The 18947-nt window shown below is 48.8% G+C and carries 17 protein-coding genes; 13 read left to right on the forward strand and 4 right to left on the reverse strand.

What is annotated here, in order from left to right:
- The first annotated feature begins 44 nt into the window (after nt 1-44).
- The 8 genes from LEUMU_RS0109650 (at nt 45) to LEUMU_RS27915 (ending at nt 9900) form a co-directional block, all read left to right on the forward strand.
- A complete protein-coding gene (locus tag LEUMU_RS0109650; RefSeq protein WP_022952082.1) occupies nt 45-1034 on the forward strand; it encodes an ABC transporter permease in 990 nt (329 codons plus the stop codon).
- Between the two features lie 8 nt (nt 1035-1042).
- Nucleotides 1043-2200, forward strand: coding sequence for an ABC transporter permease (locus LEUMU_RS0109655; RefSeq protein ID WP_022952083.1), 1158 nt, complete (start codon nt 1043-1045; stop codon nt 2198-2200).
- Nucleotides 2201-3184, forward strand: coding sequence for an ABC transporter ATP-binding protein (locus tag LEUMU_RS0109660; protein ID WP_022952084.1), 984 nt, complete (start codon nt 2201-2203; stop codon nt 3182-3184).
- A 3-nt stretch (nt 3185-3187) separates the two neighbouring features.
- Entirely contained in the window at nt 3188-4210 is a 1023-nt protein-coding gene (locus tag LEUMU_RS25460; protein ID WP_022952085.1) for an ABC transporter ATP-binding protein, read from the forward strand.
- Nucleotides 4211-4221: 11 nt separating this feature from the next.
- A complete protein-coding gene (locus LEUMU_RS0109670) occupies nt 4222-6087 on the forward strand; it encodes an ABC transporter substrate-binding protein (protein WP_022952086.1) in 1866 nt (621 codons plus the stop codon).
- A gap of 68 nt (nt 6088-6155) precedes the next feature.
- The gene (locus LEUMU_RS0109675; RefSeq protein ID WP_022952087.1) at nt 6156-6716 is read left to right on the forward strand and encodes an acyltransferase; all 561 of its coding nucleotides are present in this window, start codon (nt 6156-6158) and stop codon (nt 6714-6716) included.
- On the forward strand, nt 6709-8955 hold the full coding sequence (locus LEUMU_RS25465) for a heparinase II/III domain-containing protein (RefSeq protein WP_022952088.1): 2247 nt from the start codon (nt 6709-6711) through the stop codon (nt 8953-8955). Before LEUMU_RS0109675 ends, LEUMU_RS25465 begins: the two co-directional genes overlap by 8 nt.
- A 333-nt stretch (nt 8956-9288) precedes the next feature.
- A complete protein-coding gene (locus tag LEUMU_RS27915; RefSeq protein WP_022952089.1) occupies nt 9289-9900 on the forward strand; it encodes a DUF4360 domain-containing protein in 612 nt (203 codons plus the stop codon).
- 331 nt (nt 9901-10231) lie between these two features.
- On the opposite strand, the gene LEUMU_RS0109695 is transcribed toward LEUMU_RS27915, so the two are convergent.
- Complete coding sequence (locus LEUMU_RS0109695; RefSeq protein WP_022952091.1) at nt 10232-10813, reverse strand: TetR/AcrR family transcriptional regulator; 582 nt, start codon at nt 10811-10813, stop codon at nt 10232-10234.
- A gap of 114 nt (nt 10814-10927) precedes the next feature.
- On the opposite strand from LEUMU_RS0109695, the gene LEUMU_RS0109700 reads away from it, so the two are divergent.
- From LEUMU_RS0109700 to LEUMU_RS0109720, 5 genes are read left to right on the forward strand one after another with little or no spacing between them, the layout of a single operon-like run.
- Entirely contained in the window at nt 10928-11617 is a 690-nt protein-coding gene (locus LEUMU_RS0109700; RefSeq protein WP_022952092.1) for a haloacid dehalogenase type II, read from the forward strand.
- A complete protein-coding gene (locus LEUMU_RS25475) occupies nt 11604-12821 on the forward strand; it encodes a YbfB/YjiJ family MFS transporter (RefSeq protein WP_022952093.1) in 1218 nt (405 codons plus the stop codon). Before LEUMU_RS0109700 ends, LEUMU_RS25475 begins: the two co-directional genes overlap by 14 nt.
- Before the next feature lie 17 nt (nt 12822-12838).
- Nucleotides 12839-13573, forward strand: a complete 735-nt coding sequence (locus LEUMU_RS0109710; RefSeq protein WP_022952094.1) for a flavodoxin family protein — start codon at nt 12839-12841, stop codon at nt 13571-13573.
- 58 nt (nt 13574-13631) lie between these two features.
- On the forward strand, nt 13632-15227 hold the full coding sequence (locus LEUMU_RS0109715; protein WP_022952095.1) for an AMP-binding protein: 1596 nt from the start codon (nt 13632-13634) through the stop codon (nt 15225-15227).
- 60 nt (nt 15228-15287) lie between these two features.
- Nucleotides 15288-15941 carry a peroxiredoxin-like family protein gene (locus LEUMU_RS0109720; RefSeq protein ID WP_022952096.1) on the forward strand — a complete coding sequence of 218 codons (654 nt, stop codon included), beginning with the start codon at nt 15288-15290 and terminating at the stop codon, nt 15939-15941.
- A 228-nt stretch (nt 15942-16169) separates the two neighbouring features.
- Here the strand turns inward: LEUMU_RS0109720 and arsJ are convergent, their stop codons facing one another.
- The 3 genes from arsJ to LEUMU_RS25480 are packed head-to-tail and all read right to left on the reverse strand — an operon-like array spanning nt 16170 to nt 18931.
- Nucleotides 16170-17408, reverse strand: coding sequence for an organoarsenical effux MFS transporter ArsJ (gene arsJ / locus LEUMU_RS0109725; RefSeq protein WP_022952097.1), 1239 nt, complete (start codon nt 17406-17408; stop codon nt 16170-16172).
- 6 nt (nt 17409-17414) lie between these two features.
- The gene (locus LEUMU_RS0109730) at nt 17415-18425 is read right to left on the reverse strand and encodes an ArsJ-associated glyceraldehyde-3-phosphate dehydrogenase (RefSeq protein ID WP_022952098.1); all 1011 of its coding nucleotides are present in this window, start codon (nt 18423-18425) and stop codon (nt 17415-17417) included.
- Nucleotides 18422-18931, reverse strand: coding sequence for a hypothetical protein (locus tag LEUMU_RS25480; RefSeq protein WP_022952099.1), 510 nt, complete (start codon nt 18929-18931; stop codon nt 18422-18424). The genes LEUMU_RS0109730 and LEUMU_RS25480 overlap by 4 nt, the downstream gene beginning before the upstream one ends.
- Nucleotides 18932-18947: the final 16 nt, after the last annotated feature.

Here is an 18947-nt window from a genome sequence, read left to right on the forward strand (position 1 = left end):
ACCAATATTAACTGCAGTTCTTTAAAAATCATCCAGGAGGTTTTGTGCTTTCCTACATCTTACGACGCTTTTTAATAGCGATACCCACCCTGATCATAATATCGATTATATCCTTCGTTATTATTCAGCTCCCGCCGGGTGATTTTGTCGATGCCTATATCTCTGAGCGATTAATGATCGACGGTTCGATCAATGATGTTGATGCGCTGAGAGCCAGTATTCAGGCTGAACTCAATATCAGTGACAGCATGACCGTCAATTACTTCAAATGGATTAGTGGCTTCCCGCAGGGTGATTTTGGCTACTCATTCCAACACCAAAAGCCAGTTCATGAATTAATCTGGAGCAAATTAGGGCTAACCTTTTTAATTACCTTCATTACTCTGATCTTCACGCTGGTCACCGCTTTTTTCACCGGTATTCTTTCTGCACTAAAGCCGTATACCCTATTTGATTATGTCGTTAGCTTCTTAGGATTTTTAGGCTTAGCCGTTCCGAATTTCTTGTTAGCGCTACTGCTGATGTACCTATCACTAAATTGGTTTGGTACCCCTTTCTCAGGTCTGTTTTCACCCGAATATATCAACGCGCCATGGAGCGTGGATAAAGTGCTCGATGCACTCAAGCACATGTGGATTCCGGTTATCGTCGTCGGCACCGCAGGAACGGCAAGCCAGATCAGAATTATGCGTGCCACCATGATGGATGAGCTGCACAAGCCGTATGTTGATACGGCGCTATCCAAGGGCTTACCAATGCACAGAGTAATACTCAAATACCCTGTCCGACACGCTGTTACCCCGCTCGCTTCCACAATCGGCTGGATGCTACCGGAGCTAGTATCCGGCAGTGCGATTGTTGCCATCGTGCTGAGCTTACCAACCACCGGCCCTTATTTATTAGAAGCACTCAGGGGGCAGGATATGTATTTGGCGGGCACCTTCCTGATGATGCTGGCAGTCCTTACCATTATCGGTACCTTGCTTTCCGACATTATTCTCGCCTTGCTTGATCCACGCATTCGTCTTTCTTAGGAGTTACTATGACCTCGGCATCTAATCTCGGGCAAAGTAGCTCGGATATAGCAAATAGCTTTGATGATGAAGATCAAGGCAATGACATCTTTTACGCGTCGAAATCCCGCTTAATGTGGCTTCGGTTCAAGCAGCATAAAGTCGCCCTGTTTAGTGGCATCATGATTATTCTGTTTTATCTGGTCGCTATTTTCGCCAATTTTATCAGCGTTCAAGACATCAATACCTATAGTGCCAAATTTACCTATGTGGCACCGACTGAGATTCACTTTACGGATAAAGACGGGAATTTTACCCGACCCTTTATTTACAACCTAACCCGTAAGATGAATATGGAAACGCTGGAGTATGAATATACTCAGGGTGATGAGGCGTATCCAATTAAGTTCTTTCATCGTGGCTACCGTTATAAATTCCTAGGCTTAATTGAAACCGATCTGCACCTCATGGGCGTTGATGATGGAGCTGCTTTATTCCTGATGGGCTCCGACAAACTGGGGCGTGATATCTTCAGTAAGGTCGTTCATGGTGCCAGAATCTCGCTCTCCATCGGCTTAATTGGTGTGTTCCTAAGCTTGATATTTGGGGTCATTCTGGGCGGTATTTCAGGCTTTTATGGTGGCAAGGTCGATACAGTTATCCAACGTGTGATTGAAGTACTGATGTCATTCCCTTCGATTCCATTGTGGATGGCACTAGCGGCATCCTTACCGCCAAGTTGGTCGCCAATTTTTGTCTATTTCATGATTACCTTGCTGCTATCCATTATCGGCTGGACAGGTATCGCTCGTGTAGTTCGAGGCATCGTGATGCGCCTAAAAGAAGAGAAGTACACCGAAGCGGCCCTCCTCTCCGGAGCCAGTAATGCCTATATCATTCGAAAGCATTTGCTACCCGGTGCCACCAGCTTCGTGATCGCCCATGCCACGCTCAGTATCCCGGCAATGATTATTGCTGAGACATCGTTAAGCTTTTTGGGTATCGGGCTGCGGCCACCAGTTGTTAGTTGGGGTGTATTGCTTCAGGAAGCGCAAAGCGTTGAGGTGATTGCTAATTATCCTTGGATTCTGTATCCCGCCATCTTTGTCATCGTGACCGTGTTGTTTTTTAACTTCTTAGGTGATGGCCTGCGTGACGCGGCTGACCCATATATGAACAGGGCTTAAATGATGCGAAATAAACTACTTGAATATAAAAACGTCGCGGCTCAATTTCATACGATTGAAGGCGTAACCAATACCATTAACGACATTGATCTCACCATTTACGAAGGCATGAGCCTTGGGATTGTTGGCGAGTCAGGCTGCGGTAAAAGTGTGACGGCCCGTTTGCCGATCCGCCTGCTGCCGGAGCCATCGTTCAGAATTACCCATGGTGACGTGATTTATCACCGCAATGGTGAGCCGTTTGAAGTACTGAAAACTAAGCGCAACGGCAAAGAGATTAACAAGATTCGTGGTAAAGAAATCTCGATGATTTTTCAGGAGCCGATGAGTAGCTTAAGCCCTATTCATACCGTCGGTAGCCAGATGATTGAGCTCATCATGCAGCATACCGATATGGATAAAAAGCAGGCTAAGGAGCATGCCATTCATATGCTGGATCGTGCCAGAGTGCCCCGCGCCAGAGAGGTTTACGATGACTACACTTTCCAGCTATCAGGTGGTATGCGCCAACGGGTAATGATTGCCATGGCAGTGAGCTGTAGCCCTCGCCTACTATTCGCCGATGAGCCAACCACTGCATTGGATGTAACCGTTCAGGCACAGATTCTGAGTTTGATCAAAGACATCCAGCGTGAACAGAATATGGCGCTGGTATTGATCACTCACGATCTGGCCGTCGTGGCCAATATGGTAGATGAAATCGCTGTATTTTATCTGGGCTATATCGTCGAGCATGGCACCACCGATCAGATATTGAAGAATCCCAAGCATCCGTATACCAAGGCGCTTATCGAGTCCATCCCGACCTTGCACACCAATGAACCGCTTAAACCAATTAAGGGCAGCATTCCTGATCCTTATAGCAAAATTACCGGCTGCCCGTTCTGGAAGCGCTGCAATCAGGTGACTGATAGATGTCGCCAGGAAGTGCCCCCGTTTGTTACCCAAGAAGATGACCACAAGGTCAGATGTTTCGAGGCATAAGACATGAGTACTACACCATTAGTTGAAGTCGACGGCCTGAAGATGTATTTCAGTATGAAAGGCGGCTCATTCAGTCGACGTAAAGGCGTAATCAAAGCCGTTGATGACCTGAGTTTCAAGATATATCCCAATGAAACCTTTGGCTTAGTTGGCGAGTCAGGCTGTGGCAAAACCACCGTTGGCCGAGCCATTTTAAAAGCCGTTCAACCCACCGGCGGTAAAGTGATTTATCACAGCAAAAACGGTGAAAAAATTGACCTTGTACCCATGTCGAACAAGGAGCTTCGCCCTTACCGCCAAGAAGTACAAATGATATTCCAGGACCCTTATTCATCACTGTCTCCACGTATGACGATTCAGGAGATCTTGGAAGAACCGATGCGGCTCGCAGGCATTACCGATAAGGAATACCTGTACGAGCAAGCCGCAGAGATGATCGAACAAGTGGGCTTAAGAAGCTCTCACTTGATGCGCTACCCGCATGCTTTCTCTGGTGGCCAACGCCAGCGAATTGGTATTGCACGTGCCTTAATTACGCGCCCACGCTTTATCGTGGCAGATGAAGCGGTCAGCGCACTGGATGTGTCTGTTCAGGCCCAGATTCTGGAGATACTGGCAAACCTCAAGGATAAATTTGAGCTGTCATACCTGTTTATTTCGCACGACTTGAGCGTAGTGAAATACCTCTGTGACCGGGTTGGCGTTATGTACCTTGGACGCATCGTAGAGGTAGCCCCCACCGAGGCCTTGTATGCACGGCCTTTACACCCTTATACCGAAGCTTTATTACACGCAATTCCCGATATAAACGAACGGCAAATCCGCAGCGATATTCTGGCAGGAGAAATTCCTGACGCAGCCAATCCTCCCTCTGGCTGTGCCTTCCATAACCGCTGCAAATATGCCAAAGACCGTTGTAAACGCGAAGTCCCTGAATTAAAGGAACTGACCGATACGATCAATGGCAAAGCTATCTTACGACAGAGTGCCTGCCACTTTGTTGAAGAGATCTACGACAAGCACTGAGAGGAAATCATATGAAACGTAAACTGATGGCATTAACCCTATTGCTGGGTTCATTTAATGTCTGGGCAGCCAATCAAGAAGCACCAATGCTGACTGAAATGGTCGAAAAAGGCTCGCTTCCTGCCTTGGAAAAACGCCTTCCTGAAAATCCGATGGTCATCACCCCAATTGATAAAGTGGGGAAATACGGTGGTACCTGGCGTCGTGTCGAACCTAACTATCACTTTCATGAGTGGAGTAATGAGCCTCTTGTCATGCTGGATAGCAAACAGGATTATGTCCCTAATCTGGCAGAGTCTTTTGAGCTATCAGATGACAAGCGCACTTATAAATTTACCCTGCGCAAAGGTATGAAATGGTCCGACGGTGCGCCATTCACCACGGAAGATGTAGACTTTTGGTATAACAGTCTGGAACTGAATTCAGACCTGGAGCCCAGTGTTAAGTCGCTATTTTTATCCGGTGGCGAGCCTGCCAAGTTGAACATCATTGATGCCCAAACTTTTGAGTTGCAGTACAAAGAGCCCAACCCGAACTTTATCGAGATGCACCTGCGCTCAACCATGGAATTCCGACTGCCACAAAGCCCCAAGCACTATCTTAAGGATTACCTGCAAGGCATGGCTGACCAAACTGAACTGGATAAGAAAGTGGCGGATGCAGGTATGACCGATTGGCGCCAGCTGTTCCACAACCGCTGGAATACCCGCTCTAACACCAACCCTGATCTGCCAGTACTTTATACTTGGGTCTACAACACTGATCCTCAACAACTTCAGCAGCAAGCCGTGCGTAACCCTTACTACTGGAAAGTTGACACTGAAGGTAACCAACTGCCTTACATTGATGCGATGAATTGGCCACAAACCGCTGAGCCACAGGTCATTATCCTGAAAGCACTGGCGGGTGAGGTCGACATGGACCGCATATCCAAGCTGACCAGTGATTTCACCGCGTTGAAGAAAGGTGAGAAGAAAGGTAACTACAAAACCCGCATGATGGAGCTAGATGATCACGCCAATATGCTGGTGCTATTTCCAAATCTGGATTATGACGGTGAGGAAAAAGAAGTTCAGCGCCTGATGCGCTCGAAATCCTTCAGACAAGCTATTTCATTAGGAATTGATCGTGAAACGCATAACGATATTCTGGGTATCGGCCTTTCTACACCGGCCCAATCGGTCATTTTGCCAAGCTCTCCGGGTGGTAGTGAAGAAACTTCCAGCGCTTACACCAAGCTGGAACTGGACAAAGCAAACAAGATACTCGATGACCTTGGTCTGAATAAGCGTGACTCTGATAACTACCGGCTGGGTAAAGATGGCAAAGAGCTGAGCTTTTTAGTGCACTTTCAGGCAGGTCGTAAGATCAGTGAAGAAGGCGCGATTTTGCTGAAAGCAGACATGGACAAGCTAGGCCTGCGCTTTACCATGCGCTCGGATGAAAAAAGTTACTTCGAGCAAGTTCGACGTGGTGGTGATTATCAGATGGTATTACACAACAATACTTCCGGTTTGAATCCATTGTTTGGGGCTAACAACTACTTCCCTGTTATGTCGGAGAATAACTTTGCACCTAAGCAGTCTGCTTACTTCTTATCGAAAGGTAAAAGCGGGGTAGAGCTCACACCAGAAATGAAAGAGCTGGCTGATATCTACGAGCAGCTACTTCAGGAAGCGGATAAAGCGACCTTCGCCAGTAAAGTTGATCAGGTGATGAAACTGCATGCTGAGAACCTGTGGGCGATCGGTATTTTACGCTATACCGCCTCTCCTGCCGTGGTTCATAACCGGATGAAAAACGTACCGGCAAAGCTTTACTCGGTCTATAAGAGCCCGTTCTACCACTACAAAGAACAGTACTACATCGAAGAGTAATACCTTAGGGGCCTATCTTTCTTGGTAAGCCCCTTTTTCATCTACCAGCTTAGTAATGGAGCCAACTTATGTCAGTACAGCAGCAACATGGTGGTGAGTTAAGTGATGAGGAGTTCCGGAAATTCACACTCTATTGCAACCAAAGCAACAATTACCATGATGACACCAAGCGCGCTGAGATTCTCGGCCAGCCGAATGAAGATGTCCGAATAGCACCCGGCGCTATCGTTCGGGTTAAAGAAAACCACATCGGGAAAAAGTCCTACGTTGGTTTATACAGTTATGTGAATGGTGATGTTGAGATTGGCGAGAATGTGTTAATCGGCCCTCATGTCAGCATTGTTGCCTCTAATCACCGCTACAACCCTGCAGAAGATAAATTTAGCGGCAGAAGCGATGAAGTGGCTGGCAAGGTCGTGATTGAAGACGGCGTTTGGCTCACCTCGGGAGTCGTCATTACACCCGGTTGCCACATCGGCAAATGTGCATTGATCTGCGCCAATTCGGTGGTCACCACCGATATTCCGGCTTACGGAATTGCCGCCGGAAGTCCTGCCAAAGTCATCGGCAACATCGACCCGAAAACGGGAGACTACCATTGGTTCCACAAGGAACAGAACAATGCTTAATTTAGCCAGAACCCACGATTTTCAAGTCCAGCTCTCACCTAGTAAGGCCTACCCTGCAGCGGTAAACCCACCGAGTTTTAATTGGCCAGAGGCTACCGCCCACGAGCACTACACACTGGAGCTAAAGCACCCTTCAAGCGATCAGCTGTGGCGTTGGGAGCAAGTCAATTCACCCATGCAGTTATCCCATGAGTTGCCGATAGGGCAGTACCAATGGCGCTTAATGACTAGCTCGGCCCAGCAGCCAGAACAGGTTTCAGACTGGATCGATTTTCAAATCACAGAAGCACAGCCCAACTACCTGGCGCCCACCGCAAACGAGCTGTTTGAACAGTGTGATGGCCATGAACAATGGCTGATGTACTTTGACGAAGATATCCAATCGGTCAAAGCGCATTCTAGCGAGCTATACCCCAAGCTTAAGCACACTGCCTCGCTCTCCGTCCCTCTTTCAGAGATTCGCTACCCCAGTCACTATCAACGTGGTCAGGAAGAAGGTAAGCGAGAAGCAATCGCGAATGCCCGAGAGTGGATAGACCGTGACTTAATGGTGCATGCCCTGCTCTATCGGGTTTGGGGTGAAGAGGCTCATGGCCAAGAGGCTATGAGCCGGCTACTACAACTCGCCGAGTGGAGCACCGAAGGTCCGGCCTCGCTATTGCAACCCTGCACTTGGGGTGATGAAGTTGGATGCTCGCTGGCACGTAATCTATTTATCGCCTATCACTGGCTAAGTCCGTTGCTCAACGACAATGAAAAAGGCCTGTTTATCAGGCCGATGCTAGTGCGCATTGCAAGGCAAATTATGGAGCGCCTTGCTCAGGATAACTTTAAACAGTACCCCGGACACTCACACACCTCACGACTCCCAGCTTATCTTGGCCTCGCAGGACTTGCGCTATACCGCGAACACGACCGCGCAGAATGCGAGCAATGGCTAACCGAAGCACTGACGATTTACCGTGGCATTTTACCGTTTTATGGTGGCATTGATGGCAGTTGGGTCGAAGGCCCATTCTACGCATCCACCTATAGCAAATGGTTTCATCCGTTCTTTTTAAGCGTTGAGCGCCTATCAGGCTTCTCATTTTATCAGCATCCGTTTTATCAGAACTTTCTGAGCTTTGCTCAGGATTTTATTGCCCCGGAGCAATCCATCCACCCCTTTAGTGACGGCTTTTGGTGCCGAAGGGAAGGCAAAGAATGGCCGGGCTTTTTTGCCCAAAACCCCTTGCGAATTTACGCCGCACGTTTTGGGGATGCGCTGGATTATCAGCAGTCACTAGCGCTGGAACGTGCAATTACTGATTATCGGTTGCACCTGTTAGATCTGGTGCCTACGGTTAAACAAATTGCCTTTAACGCAGCCGCTGAGCACAAACAACCCAGTGATGAAAAACTGGCAGAGCAACAGGCTCTCAGTCATTACTATACGCATGCGGGCTTGGGTAAATTAACACAACAGGGTTTGTCGCTTTACTATCGTGCCAGTGCATTTGGCAATAGCTCTCACCGCCATGGTGATCAAGGTAATGTCAGTTTTTTTGATAATAATATTGGCGTACTGGTTCCCACCGGCAGCTATGGCTATCGCTTTGGCAGCAAACACCACAGCCAATGGACGCGACAGACAATCGCTCACAACTTGCCATTAGTGAGTGAACAAGGCCAAAAGCTTGATGATCAAAGCGCGGTAGGCCTCGTAGTAAACAGTCTCACCGAGTCGAACTGTCACATCGTCACCTTAGATTTAAGCGAGTCTTACGCAGAGCCACTTGAACGCTTTTACCGGACGCTGGTATTGGTGGAGGCTTATGGCCTGATTATTGTGGATTCTATCGAGCTGAGTGATGAACACACTTTACATTGGCGTTTACATAGCCCGCTCAGCGCTAGCGTGAGTGATGACCAAAGTACTGTGTTGTTATCTGACCCAGCCACCAACATCAGCCAATATAAATGCCACATTTTGAGTCATTTAGATGTGCAGCTAACCTTAGCGCATGGTTATGAGGGAGAATTAACTATTCCGGAGCGAGCCATTGAATCAGATGCCAGCAAAGAGATTGTGCATTTGGACTGGCAATTACCGCTTAGTCGTACTCATTCTGTAGTCGCTTGCTGTATTAAGGAAGGCGCAGAGCTGCCGAAAATACGGTATTCAACCGATAATTCAGGTGGTAGTAGAACAGTGAGTGAGTTACTGATTGGAGAGCAAGTAATACCGATAGCTAGCTGATGAAGTAAGCGGTGAAGAATATGGGAATTCGTGAGTAAGGAGAGTAACTCACGAATTCCCTATTTCTTGCGATGTGACCAACGAATTTCTTTTTATTGTTTTGATTTTTATTATTATTTTTGTTTCGTTGTAGCCCCTTGAAGCTGATGCCCATTATGCTGGTTCTGGATGAACGGTCTATTAATTAAACAAACTAAATGACCTAATAGTTGACCCCTCCCACCAAGAAAATACGCAATACAATATAAGAGTGATCCAAAAAAGCTCCTGTCACCGCTGGGTACACCGGGCATTTAGCGGGACATTTCTTATTAGCTTGGAGGGATACTGATCATGCTTAAGCAAACTACACTCATTCTCACCACGGTAGCGGTATTATTAGCCGTATCGCAGGTAGTGGTTTCATCTCCCAACCTCAGCGATGTCAGCATACAAAACATAGGCTATGCCGGTAACGGCTGCCCTGCTGACTCTGCAGCCATCGTTTTTGCAGAAGACAGGAAGAGCGTGTCGGTACGGTTTGATGAATACATCGTTGAAGCAGGCGACTCTGGCCAGCGGACTTTTGCCCGTAAAAAATGCGATATCGCTTTTGGTTTGAAAATTCCAGAAGGGATTAGTGTCATGCTAGTCGATGCAGACTACCGTGGCTTCCTTAATCTGCCTGCGGGTGCTAAAGCGACTTTTACCCGTGATTATTTCTTCGCTGGCAGCAAAGGGGAAACACAGACTTCTAGCTGGGATGGCAGCCTTAGCCAAGACTTTCAGATTAAGGACAGTTTGGATATTTGGTCACCCTGCGGAGCTGATGTGATTCTGCGCTCCAAAAATGCGAGCACCGTTCGCACTAAGACTGGAAAGCCAGCTTCGTTAAGCGTCAACACCAGCATCAAGCTACAGGAAGAGCCGGTTGTACGTTACAACCTTGCTTATCGCAGCTGTTAAAAAGCAAAGCCCTTTGCTAGCAAAAGTGGTCTTAAGTTTTGTGATTTGAAGCGTGCCGGAAACGGCGAAGATATAGCGAAGTATGCGATGAAGAATATGGGAATTCGTGAGAGAGGAGAGTAACTCACGAATTCCCTATTTCTTACGATGTAACCAACGAATTTCTTTTTATTGTTTTGATTTTTATTATTATTTTTGTTTCGTTGTAGCCCCTTGAAGCTGATGCCCATTATGCCGATGCTAGATGAATGGTCTATTAATTGACCAAAATAAATTACTTTTTGTTTAGATTTCTCAGTAACAACTCACCTGTCGTGGTCGACAATGGAAGTCAGATCAGGGAGGCAAAGGCCTCATCAGTCAATGCTTTAATATCTGCTTCACTGCTTTCACTCGCTCGCGCATAAGCCCGCAAGCCCATTACCTGCATCTGCAGCAAGCTAGCCAAGCGCTTAGGGTCCTTACTGCTGGCAAGCTCGCCCTTGGCTTGAGCTTGCGCAAATAGTTTCGCAAAGGCCACTTCTACTGTGCCCAGCAGCTGCTGCGCTTCGGCCAGTAGTTCAGCATTGTCATCGGTTAACTCTGAGATGGTTTTCACCAACATGCACATATTGCTAGGCGCTTGGGCATGGCTAATCACCACGCTGCTTAAGAACTGCCGCAGTGCTTCAAGTGGCGACTCATTGGCGTCTGCAAAGGACTGGAGCAACTCCAAACTGGCGCTGGCGTAGTACTGTAAGGTTTCCTTAAACAAGCCCTCTTTGCTGCCAAAGCTGGCGTAAATGCTGCCGGGGCGCATATCGATCGCCTCTTGCAGATTGCGCATTGAGGTTGCGTGAAAACCCTTTTCCCAAAATAAATCAGTCGCTTTTTGTATCACGTCCTGACGGTCGTACTTAGCAGTGTTGGCCATAATAAGCCCTCAAAATATCACTCTGAACATGCGTTCAATGATAGTTTGAACAGGTGTTCAAGTCCAGTTATAATCAAGTCCATTACAACTTATGAACCCACATAGGCCATAGAAATGAACAAGACTAGTCAACCTGAAGTACTGCTGTTCGATGTCAACGAAACGCTACTCGATATCACGATTCTAGAACCTTTCTTTGAGCGCGTTTTTCACAATCCATTGATGATGCGAAACTGGTTTGCCGAGCTGATTTTGTACTCACAAGCCATGACCGTTTCTGGCCTCTATGAGCCGTTTGGCAGCCTAGCCGTCGGCACGCTGAAAATGGTGGGAGCCAACCACCAGATTTCAATCAGCGATGACGATATTGCCGAGTTTAAATCGCTAATGGGAAGCCTGCCGCCGCATCCCGATGTTAAGCCTGCTCTGGAGCGCTTTCAGGCAGCGGGCTATCGCCTAGCAACACTCACCAATTCAGCCCCGACACAATCGCCGACCTTATTAGAAAAGGCAGGTATTAATGACTTTTTTGAAGGCCAGTACAGCGTCGAAACAGTCCAAGCCTTCAAGCCGCACCCAGCGACTTACCAACATGCCGCTAAAGCATTAGGCGTTGAAATGGATAAAATCTGTCTGGTTGCGTGTCATTTGTGGGATACGCTTGGCGCACAAGCGGCCGGTAGTTCTGGGGCATTTATCACTCGCCCGAATAACAATCGGCTAATCACCGATAAGGTTCCACAACCCGATTTTGTAGCGCGAGACCTGATGGATCTGGCAGATCAGCTTGATGCCAAAAGCTAAGCTGCACTATGCGTGGATTATGGCTGCGGTGGGTGCCTTGGCCATATTCTGCGGGCTGGGCCTAGCGCGCTTTGCATTTGGCATGTTACTGCCATCCATGTCCGCGTCGCTGGGGCTGGATCACGCTCAGGGCGGCCTGCTGGGCTTTGCCAATATGGCCGGATACTTAATTGCGGTATTACTAGTTCCTTTTGTATTGCCCCGACTTGGCACACGTGCCAGCGCCACCGCCAACCTCCTCCTGATCGCCGCCTCAATGATCGGCATGACGCTAACCACCAGCTTCCCCCTACTCTGCGCGCTCTACTTACTCACAGGGATTGGCAGTGGCGGCGTGGTATTACCCATTATGAGCGTGATGTCGCAATGGTTTCATCCCTCACATCGCGGTCTGGCATTAGGCATCGCTATGTCCGGGCCGGGCTTTGGCATTATTCTTTCAGGATTCGTCGTGCCAAAACTGGCTCCCGTTTTCAGCTTATTGTCTTGGCAAACCGGTTGGTTAATCTTTGCCGTCATTAATATCGCCGTTGCCGCTGTGACGGTTGCCTTAATCCGCAATAAGCCAAGCGATATCGGCCTCGCTCCCTTCGGGCGCGCACCAGCCTCATCGCTAAAAAGCACCGAAGTCCCGAAAGAAGATAAATTTAAACTGCTAGCGCACTTAGGACTGATTTTTGTCGCCTATGGTGCCACCTATATGGTCTATGTTACTTTCGTGGTGACCAGTATGGTCGAGTCCTATCACTTGAGCGAAGCCGCCGCCGGCGAACTGTGGGCGTGGTTTGGCTTCCTCAGTATTTTTTCAGGCATCGTGTTTGGATGGGTGTCAGATCGGGTCGGTCGGCGTATCGGCTTGGCCTTAGCTTTTACGGCGTTATCCATCGCCTACTTTCTAGTCGGCTTAAGCGACTCGGAGTCTGGACTAACGTTCTCGATCATTCTGTTTGGTCTCGCGGCGTGGAGCGTTCCCGTGATTATGGGCGCATCGGCGGGAGACTACTTCGGTCCTGCAGCGGCGGCCAATGCCCTTGCTGCACTTACTCTGGCCTTTTCTGGCGGACAAGCCATCGGGCCCGTGGTAGCGGGCCTGGCAGCAGAAGCGACCGGAGATTTCAGCTCAAGTTATACTGGTTCCGGAGTAGCCGCTATGGTGGCTATTGGACTGGCTTTACTGCTTCGTACTCACAAAATTAATCGCTAATCGAAACGGAGAGACTCATGTCAAATACTGAAACGAAACCCGATTACCAAGGCCTCAGCGCTGTCTTTATTAACACCACATTGACCCCATCCCCCAAGGACAGCCACACCGATATGCTCATGGACGTGGTTCGCGACATCATGCACGGTGCAGGGGTTTCTGTAAGCTCCTATCGCAGCGTGGATCACGATATTGCGCCCGGCGTTTATCCCGATATGACCGAGCATGGCTTTAAGAGCGATGCATGGCCCGCGATTGGCAAGGCGGTCAAAGACGCTGATATTCTAGTGCTAGGCACACCGATCTGGCTGGGCGAAGTGTCATCGGAATGCCGCAAAGTCATCGAGCGCCTTTATGCACACAGCGGCGAGATGAATGAGAAAGGTCAGTACGTGTTTTATGGAAAGACGGCTGGCGCGATCATCACCGGTAATGAGGATGGCGTGAAGCATTGCGCGATGGGTATGCTCTATTCATTGGCGCATATCGGGTATATGATTCCGCCTCAGCCTGACGCAGGTTGGATTGGCGAGATTGGCCCCGGCCCATCGTATGGCGATGAAAAAGAAGATGGCTCACGCGTCGGCTTCGATAGCGAATTCACCGCACGCAACGCCACTTTCTTAGCATGGAACCTGATGCACACGGCCAATATGCTTAAACAGGCAGGCGGCTTGCCAGCGTATGGCAATAGTCGCCGCGCATGGGATGACGGTGAGCGGTTTGACCACCCTAACCCCGAATATCGCTAGCAACACATTTTAAGGGCCTCAATAACAAAGCCCACCAAACTCATAAGAGGAGAGAATCATGTCGACACCATTGGACCACAGCCGTCACGCAACATCGATTGGACAGTTTTTAGAAGAAGCCGCACAGCGTTATTCCAACCTCAATGCCTTTTCCTGTGGCCCGATGAAGCTGGGCTATTCTGAGCTTGCCCAACATGGAAAAGCTTTTGCCGCCTACTTACAAAGCGTTGGTGTAGCGAAAGGTGATCGCGTGGCGATAATGACGCCTAACCTGCCCGCATTCCCGATTGCGACTTTAGGTATTCTCAAGTCCGGCGCGGCTCAAGTTAATATCAATCCGCAATATACCGCTTCCGAATTAGAGCATCAGCTAAATGATTCCGGCGCAGAAACGCTAGTCGTGTTTAGTGGCAGCACGGCTTCTTATGCTGCGATTAAAGATAACTGCCCCGTTAAGCGCGTGATCGTTGTTAATATGAGCGATGGCACCAGCAGCGATTTGCCTTCACCGGAGCTAGACCCTGCGATTACCGACTTTGTACGCTTCTCCGATGCCTTGGCTACTGGTGCTGAGCTTGAGTTTCAACCTGTGGAAATAGCGCGTGAAGATCTGGCCTTTTTACAATACACCGGCGGTACAACAGGCCCATCCAAGGGGGCAATGCTTAGCCACCATAATATCCTCTCGAATATCGCCCAAAGCTACGAGCGGATTGCAGATGTCACTTGTGAAACCGAAGAAGTGGTTGTCACGGCGATTCCGATGTATCACATCTTTGCGCTGAGTGTGAACTTCCTGACTTTTGCTGGCTGTGGCTCACACAATATATTGATTACCAATCCACGCGATATGGCTGGCTTTATGGCCGATATCAAAGACAGTGGCTTTACCGTTATCACTGGTGTGAACACCTTATATGCGGGTATGACTTCGCATCCTGACTTTGTAAATGTGGATTTCTCAAAGCTTAAAGCCAGCATTAATGGCGGCACGGCAGCACTGGAAGCGACCTCAGATAAATGGCAAAGCATCACCGGACGCCCGCTAATTCAGGGTTATGGCTTGTCAGAAACCTCGCCAATTTTAACTTGGACCTTAGCCAGCGTGCGCACCTTTACCGGCAAGATCGGGCAGGCATATCCAGATACCGACATCAAACTGCTGGATGATGCTAATAACGAAGTCGCAGTTGGTGAACGTGGTGAGCTAGTGGCCAAAGGCCCACAAGTCACCAGTGGCTACTACAAGCAGCCTGAAGCGACTGCCGAAGCATTTACAGCCGATGGTTACTTCCGCACCGGCGATATTGCCATTGCTGATGAGACTGGCACTTTTAAAATCGTCGATCGCAAAAAAGACATGGTGATTGTCTCCGGCTTTAATGTGTACCCCAATGAAGTGGAGCAAGCAGCCGCTAAATGCGAGGGTGTTCGAGAATGCGCTTGTTTGGGTGTGCCCGATGAAAAAACCGGTGAAGCAGTGAAGCTGTTTGTGGTTAGAGAGGCAGGCAGCAAGGTGACTCAAGAGGATATTATTGCGCATTGTCGCGATCATCTGACCTCATACAAAGTCCCTAAAATCGTGACTTTCATTGACGAAGTGCCTAAATCAGCGGTTGGTAAAATGCTCAGACGTGTCCTGCGCGACGCGTAAATTTCGAGGCTCATGGTTAAATTAGTCATGAGCCTCTCCATTGATCAATTAGAGAGAACCATGACAAGTTTAAAACAACAAACTGAAGCAAAAGTTGCCGCTGGCCGACAGGCTAATCCTGACTTTATGAAAGGCATTGATGAAGTAATTGCAGAGGCCAAAGCCTTTCAGCAAGGTGGCGATGCATTGGCGGTGGGCCAGCGAGTGCCTGCGTTTGAACTGCCTGATGCAGAAGGTAACTTAGTCTCTTCTGCGGATTTATTGGCGAAAGGCCCGTTGGTGGTGACTTTTTATCGCGGCAGTTGGTGCCCGTATTGCAACCTGCAGCTGCGAGCCTTACAAGCGCGCTTGGCGGATATTAATGCGCTGGGTGCGCAGTTGGTTGCGATCAGCCCGCAAGTCCCTGATGGCTCACTCTCCAAGAATGAAATTAGCGAAATGGATTTCATTGTACTGTCTGATCAAAATGCAAAGGTTGCTGCAGAGTATGGCGTGGCATGGGAAGTGCCTGAGTTTATGTTGAATCACATGAAAGTGGATCGCCAGCTTGATCTTGAATCCATTAATAACGGCAATGGCAGTGTGTTACCGATTCCGGCGACCTTTGTGATTGGGACTGATGGGGTTATTACTTGGCGCTATGTTGATGTGGATTATCGAACCCGCTCAGAGCCTGACGATATTATCGAGGCATTGAAAAAGCTGTCAGCTTAAGCCTTCGGTAAGCAACTAGGCTAAAGTTTAACGGCATTCTCCCGCGCAAGAAGCAACTAGATAACAACTGCCGCTCGAAATAACTTTTTAGTTAGATACTTAAACAGTAAAAAGCGAGTATTTACACCCGACTATCGTTCTCCTAAATAAACAGAATCCCTCGCTTAGGAGGGATTCTTGATTGTGCTATTTGGATATGCGCTTTTCCATAATTGGAGGCTAGACCACTTAGGAGACCGTTCCAACCGAAGCCACTGGCTGATGCTTCGGCAAGCCAATCGAAATCAGCGCCGTTAGCACAATAAAACCGGTAGACACCCACAAGCACATCGCCAGTCCATAGCTTTGATACAGCCAACCAGACAACACCGTACCTAACAGCCGCCCCATGGCATTGGCCATATAATAAAAGCCGACATCCAGCGACACACCCTCTTCTCCGGCATAGCTCACAATCAGATAACTGTGCAGCGAGGAGTTCACCGCAAACACCGCGCCAAATACCAACAAGCCCAGTAATAAAACCGCTTCAGCTTGCCAATCCAGCGTCAGTGAGAGTGCAATGATTGCGGGGATGATCGCCAAGCCCGTTGCCCATTTCAGCGCAGCGCTGCCATCCGGTACTTTACCCGAACGCTTGCCGGTAAAGTGCGGTGCAAAGGCCTGCACAATGCCATAGCCAATCACCCATAGCGCCAGAAAGCCACCGACCGACCAATGATCCCAGCCGAAGGTTGAGGCCAAATACACGGGCAGCGCCACCACAAACCACACATCGCGCGAGCCAAATAAAAACATGCGCGCCGCAGAGAGGTAGTTAATGGCTTTGCTTTTGGAGAATATTTCAGTGAATTTTGGTTTGTTTTTAGCCTTGCCTAAATCCTCTCGCAAATTAAGCAAGCTAAACACCCAGACGACCGCTAATGCCACTGCCATCGCCAACACTGCGCCCTGAAAACCAAGCACACTCAGCAATACGCCACCGAGAAAAAAGCCCGCACCTTTCAAGGCATTTTTAGAGCCAGTTAAAATCGCCACCCATTTGTACAACTGCTCGTCCGCACCCGCCGGTACCAAGAGCTTAATCGAGCTTTTGGCACTCATCTTATTCAGATCTTTAGCAATGCCCGACATTGCCTGTGCTGCCATCACCCAAGGAATGCTTAGCAAACTGGCGGGTACCAGCAGCATAGCCAGTGCCACAATCTGCAAAAACAAACCGATATTCATGGTTTTGTTTAAACCCAGACGTGCGCCCAGCCAACCACCAATCAGGTTAGTGATAACCCCAAAGATTTCATAAAACAGGAATAGCATGGCAATTTGCAGCGGCGCATAACCCAAGCCATGAAAGTACAACACCACCAACATTCGCAGTGCGCCATCGGTGAGAGTGAAGGCCCAATAATTGCCGGTCACCACCAGATACTGTTTGATCTGAGGTGACAAATCCGCGAGCTTAATCATCAGTGATTAGACCTTATCTTGTTGCCCAACCAAACGCATGAGCTCTGCTGTGCGATTGGCATAGCCCCACTCATTGTCGTACCAGACATAGAGCTTGAGCTGCGTGCCATTAATCACCATGGTTGATAGCGCATCGATAATGCCGGAGCGTGGGTCAGTCTTGTAATCGATGGATACCAAAGGCCGTTCTTCATAGCCGAGAATGCCTTGAAGGTCGGTATCGGCGGCTTGCTTAAGGAGCGCATTCACTTCCTCAACAGTCGTCTCGCGGCTTAGCTCAAATACGCAATCGGTAATAGAGGCATTAGCCAACGGCACGCGAATAGCATGACCATTAAGCCGCCCTTTTAGCTCGGGGAAAATATGGGTAATCGCCGTCGCCGAGCCGGTGGTGGTCGGGATTAAACTCATGCCACAGGCGCGCGCACGGCGTAGATCTTTATGCGGCGCATCGAGAATGGTTTGGGTATTGGTGATGTCATGAATGGTCGTCATTGAGCCGTGCACAATGCCGAGCTGCTCGTGAATCACTTTGACCACGGGCGCTAAACAGTTGGTGGTACAAGAAGCCGCCGTCACAATCGGGTGGCTGGCTTTATCGTATAGCTGATGATTGACGCCCATCACCACATTCAGTACGCCTTCTTCTTTAACCGGAGCGGTAACCACGACGCGCTTTACGCCCTGATCTAAATAAGCCTGCAATAGCGCTTTGGTTTTCATTTTGCCAGAAGCTTCGATCACCACATCGCAACCGGACCAATCGGTCTCGCCGATCTCACGGTTTTGGCTGCAAGCGATTCGCTGGTCATTCACCAGCAGTGTTTCGCCCTCGTGCGTGGCTTCGTGATGCCAGCGCCCGTGTACCGAATCAAAGGTCAGTAAATGCGCCAAGGTGGCCGCATTGCCTGCCGGATCATTAATCTGGATAAACTCCACATCATCCCAATCAAATGCGGCTCGTAAAGACAAGCGCCCCATACGACCGAAGCCGTTGATACCTACTTTAATTGTCATTCGTCTTCCTTATAAATCGCTGATGTAATGGCTTTGGTCAGCCAGGCTTTATCGTTTCGGGAGAACCACTTTCCAATTTTCACGAGCAAAATGCCGAACAGCAGCATCGCCAAACTAACGACCACCGACAGCCAATCGCTGCCGTCGGCCATACTAAAGTGCATTAATGACTGGATTGTGAAAAGAGCCACAAAAAGAAACCAAAAGGTCATGAAAATTTGCACAATTCGGTGAAAACGCAACACGCCATTGAGTGAGGTTTGGTTTTCTTCAGACTCAAAAGCACCAATAAATACGGGTTTAAACGAGTTCTGCACCATCGGAATCACGCGTTGAATCGCAACGTCATCCTCAGAGACACGACCCACCATGCGTTGTGATTTGAAATTTGAAAAATACGTTCTGTTCACTTTTGAACTCAGGCGTGCAACAGCCATGTCCACGGGAACATCGAAGACAATTTCCAGTGGCTCGGAAGCGTATAGAAATTGGGCAATCTTATTCATTAAACGTGCTCCTGCT

Source organism: Leucothrix mucor DSM 2157 (genome assembly GCF_000419525.1).
GTDB classification, from domain to species: Bacteria; Pseudomonadota; Gammaproteobacteria; order Thiotrichales; family Thiotrichaceae; genus Leucothrix; species Leucothrix mucor.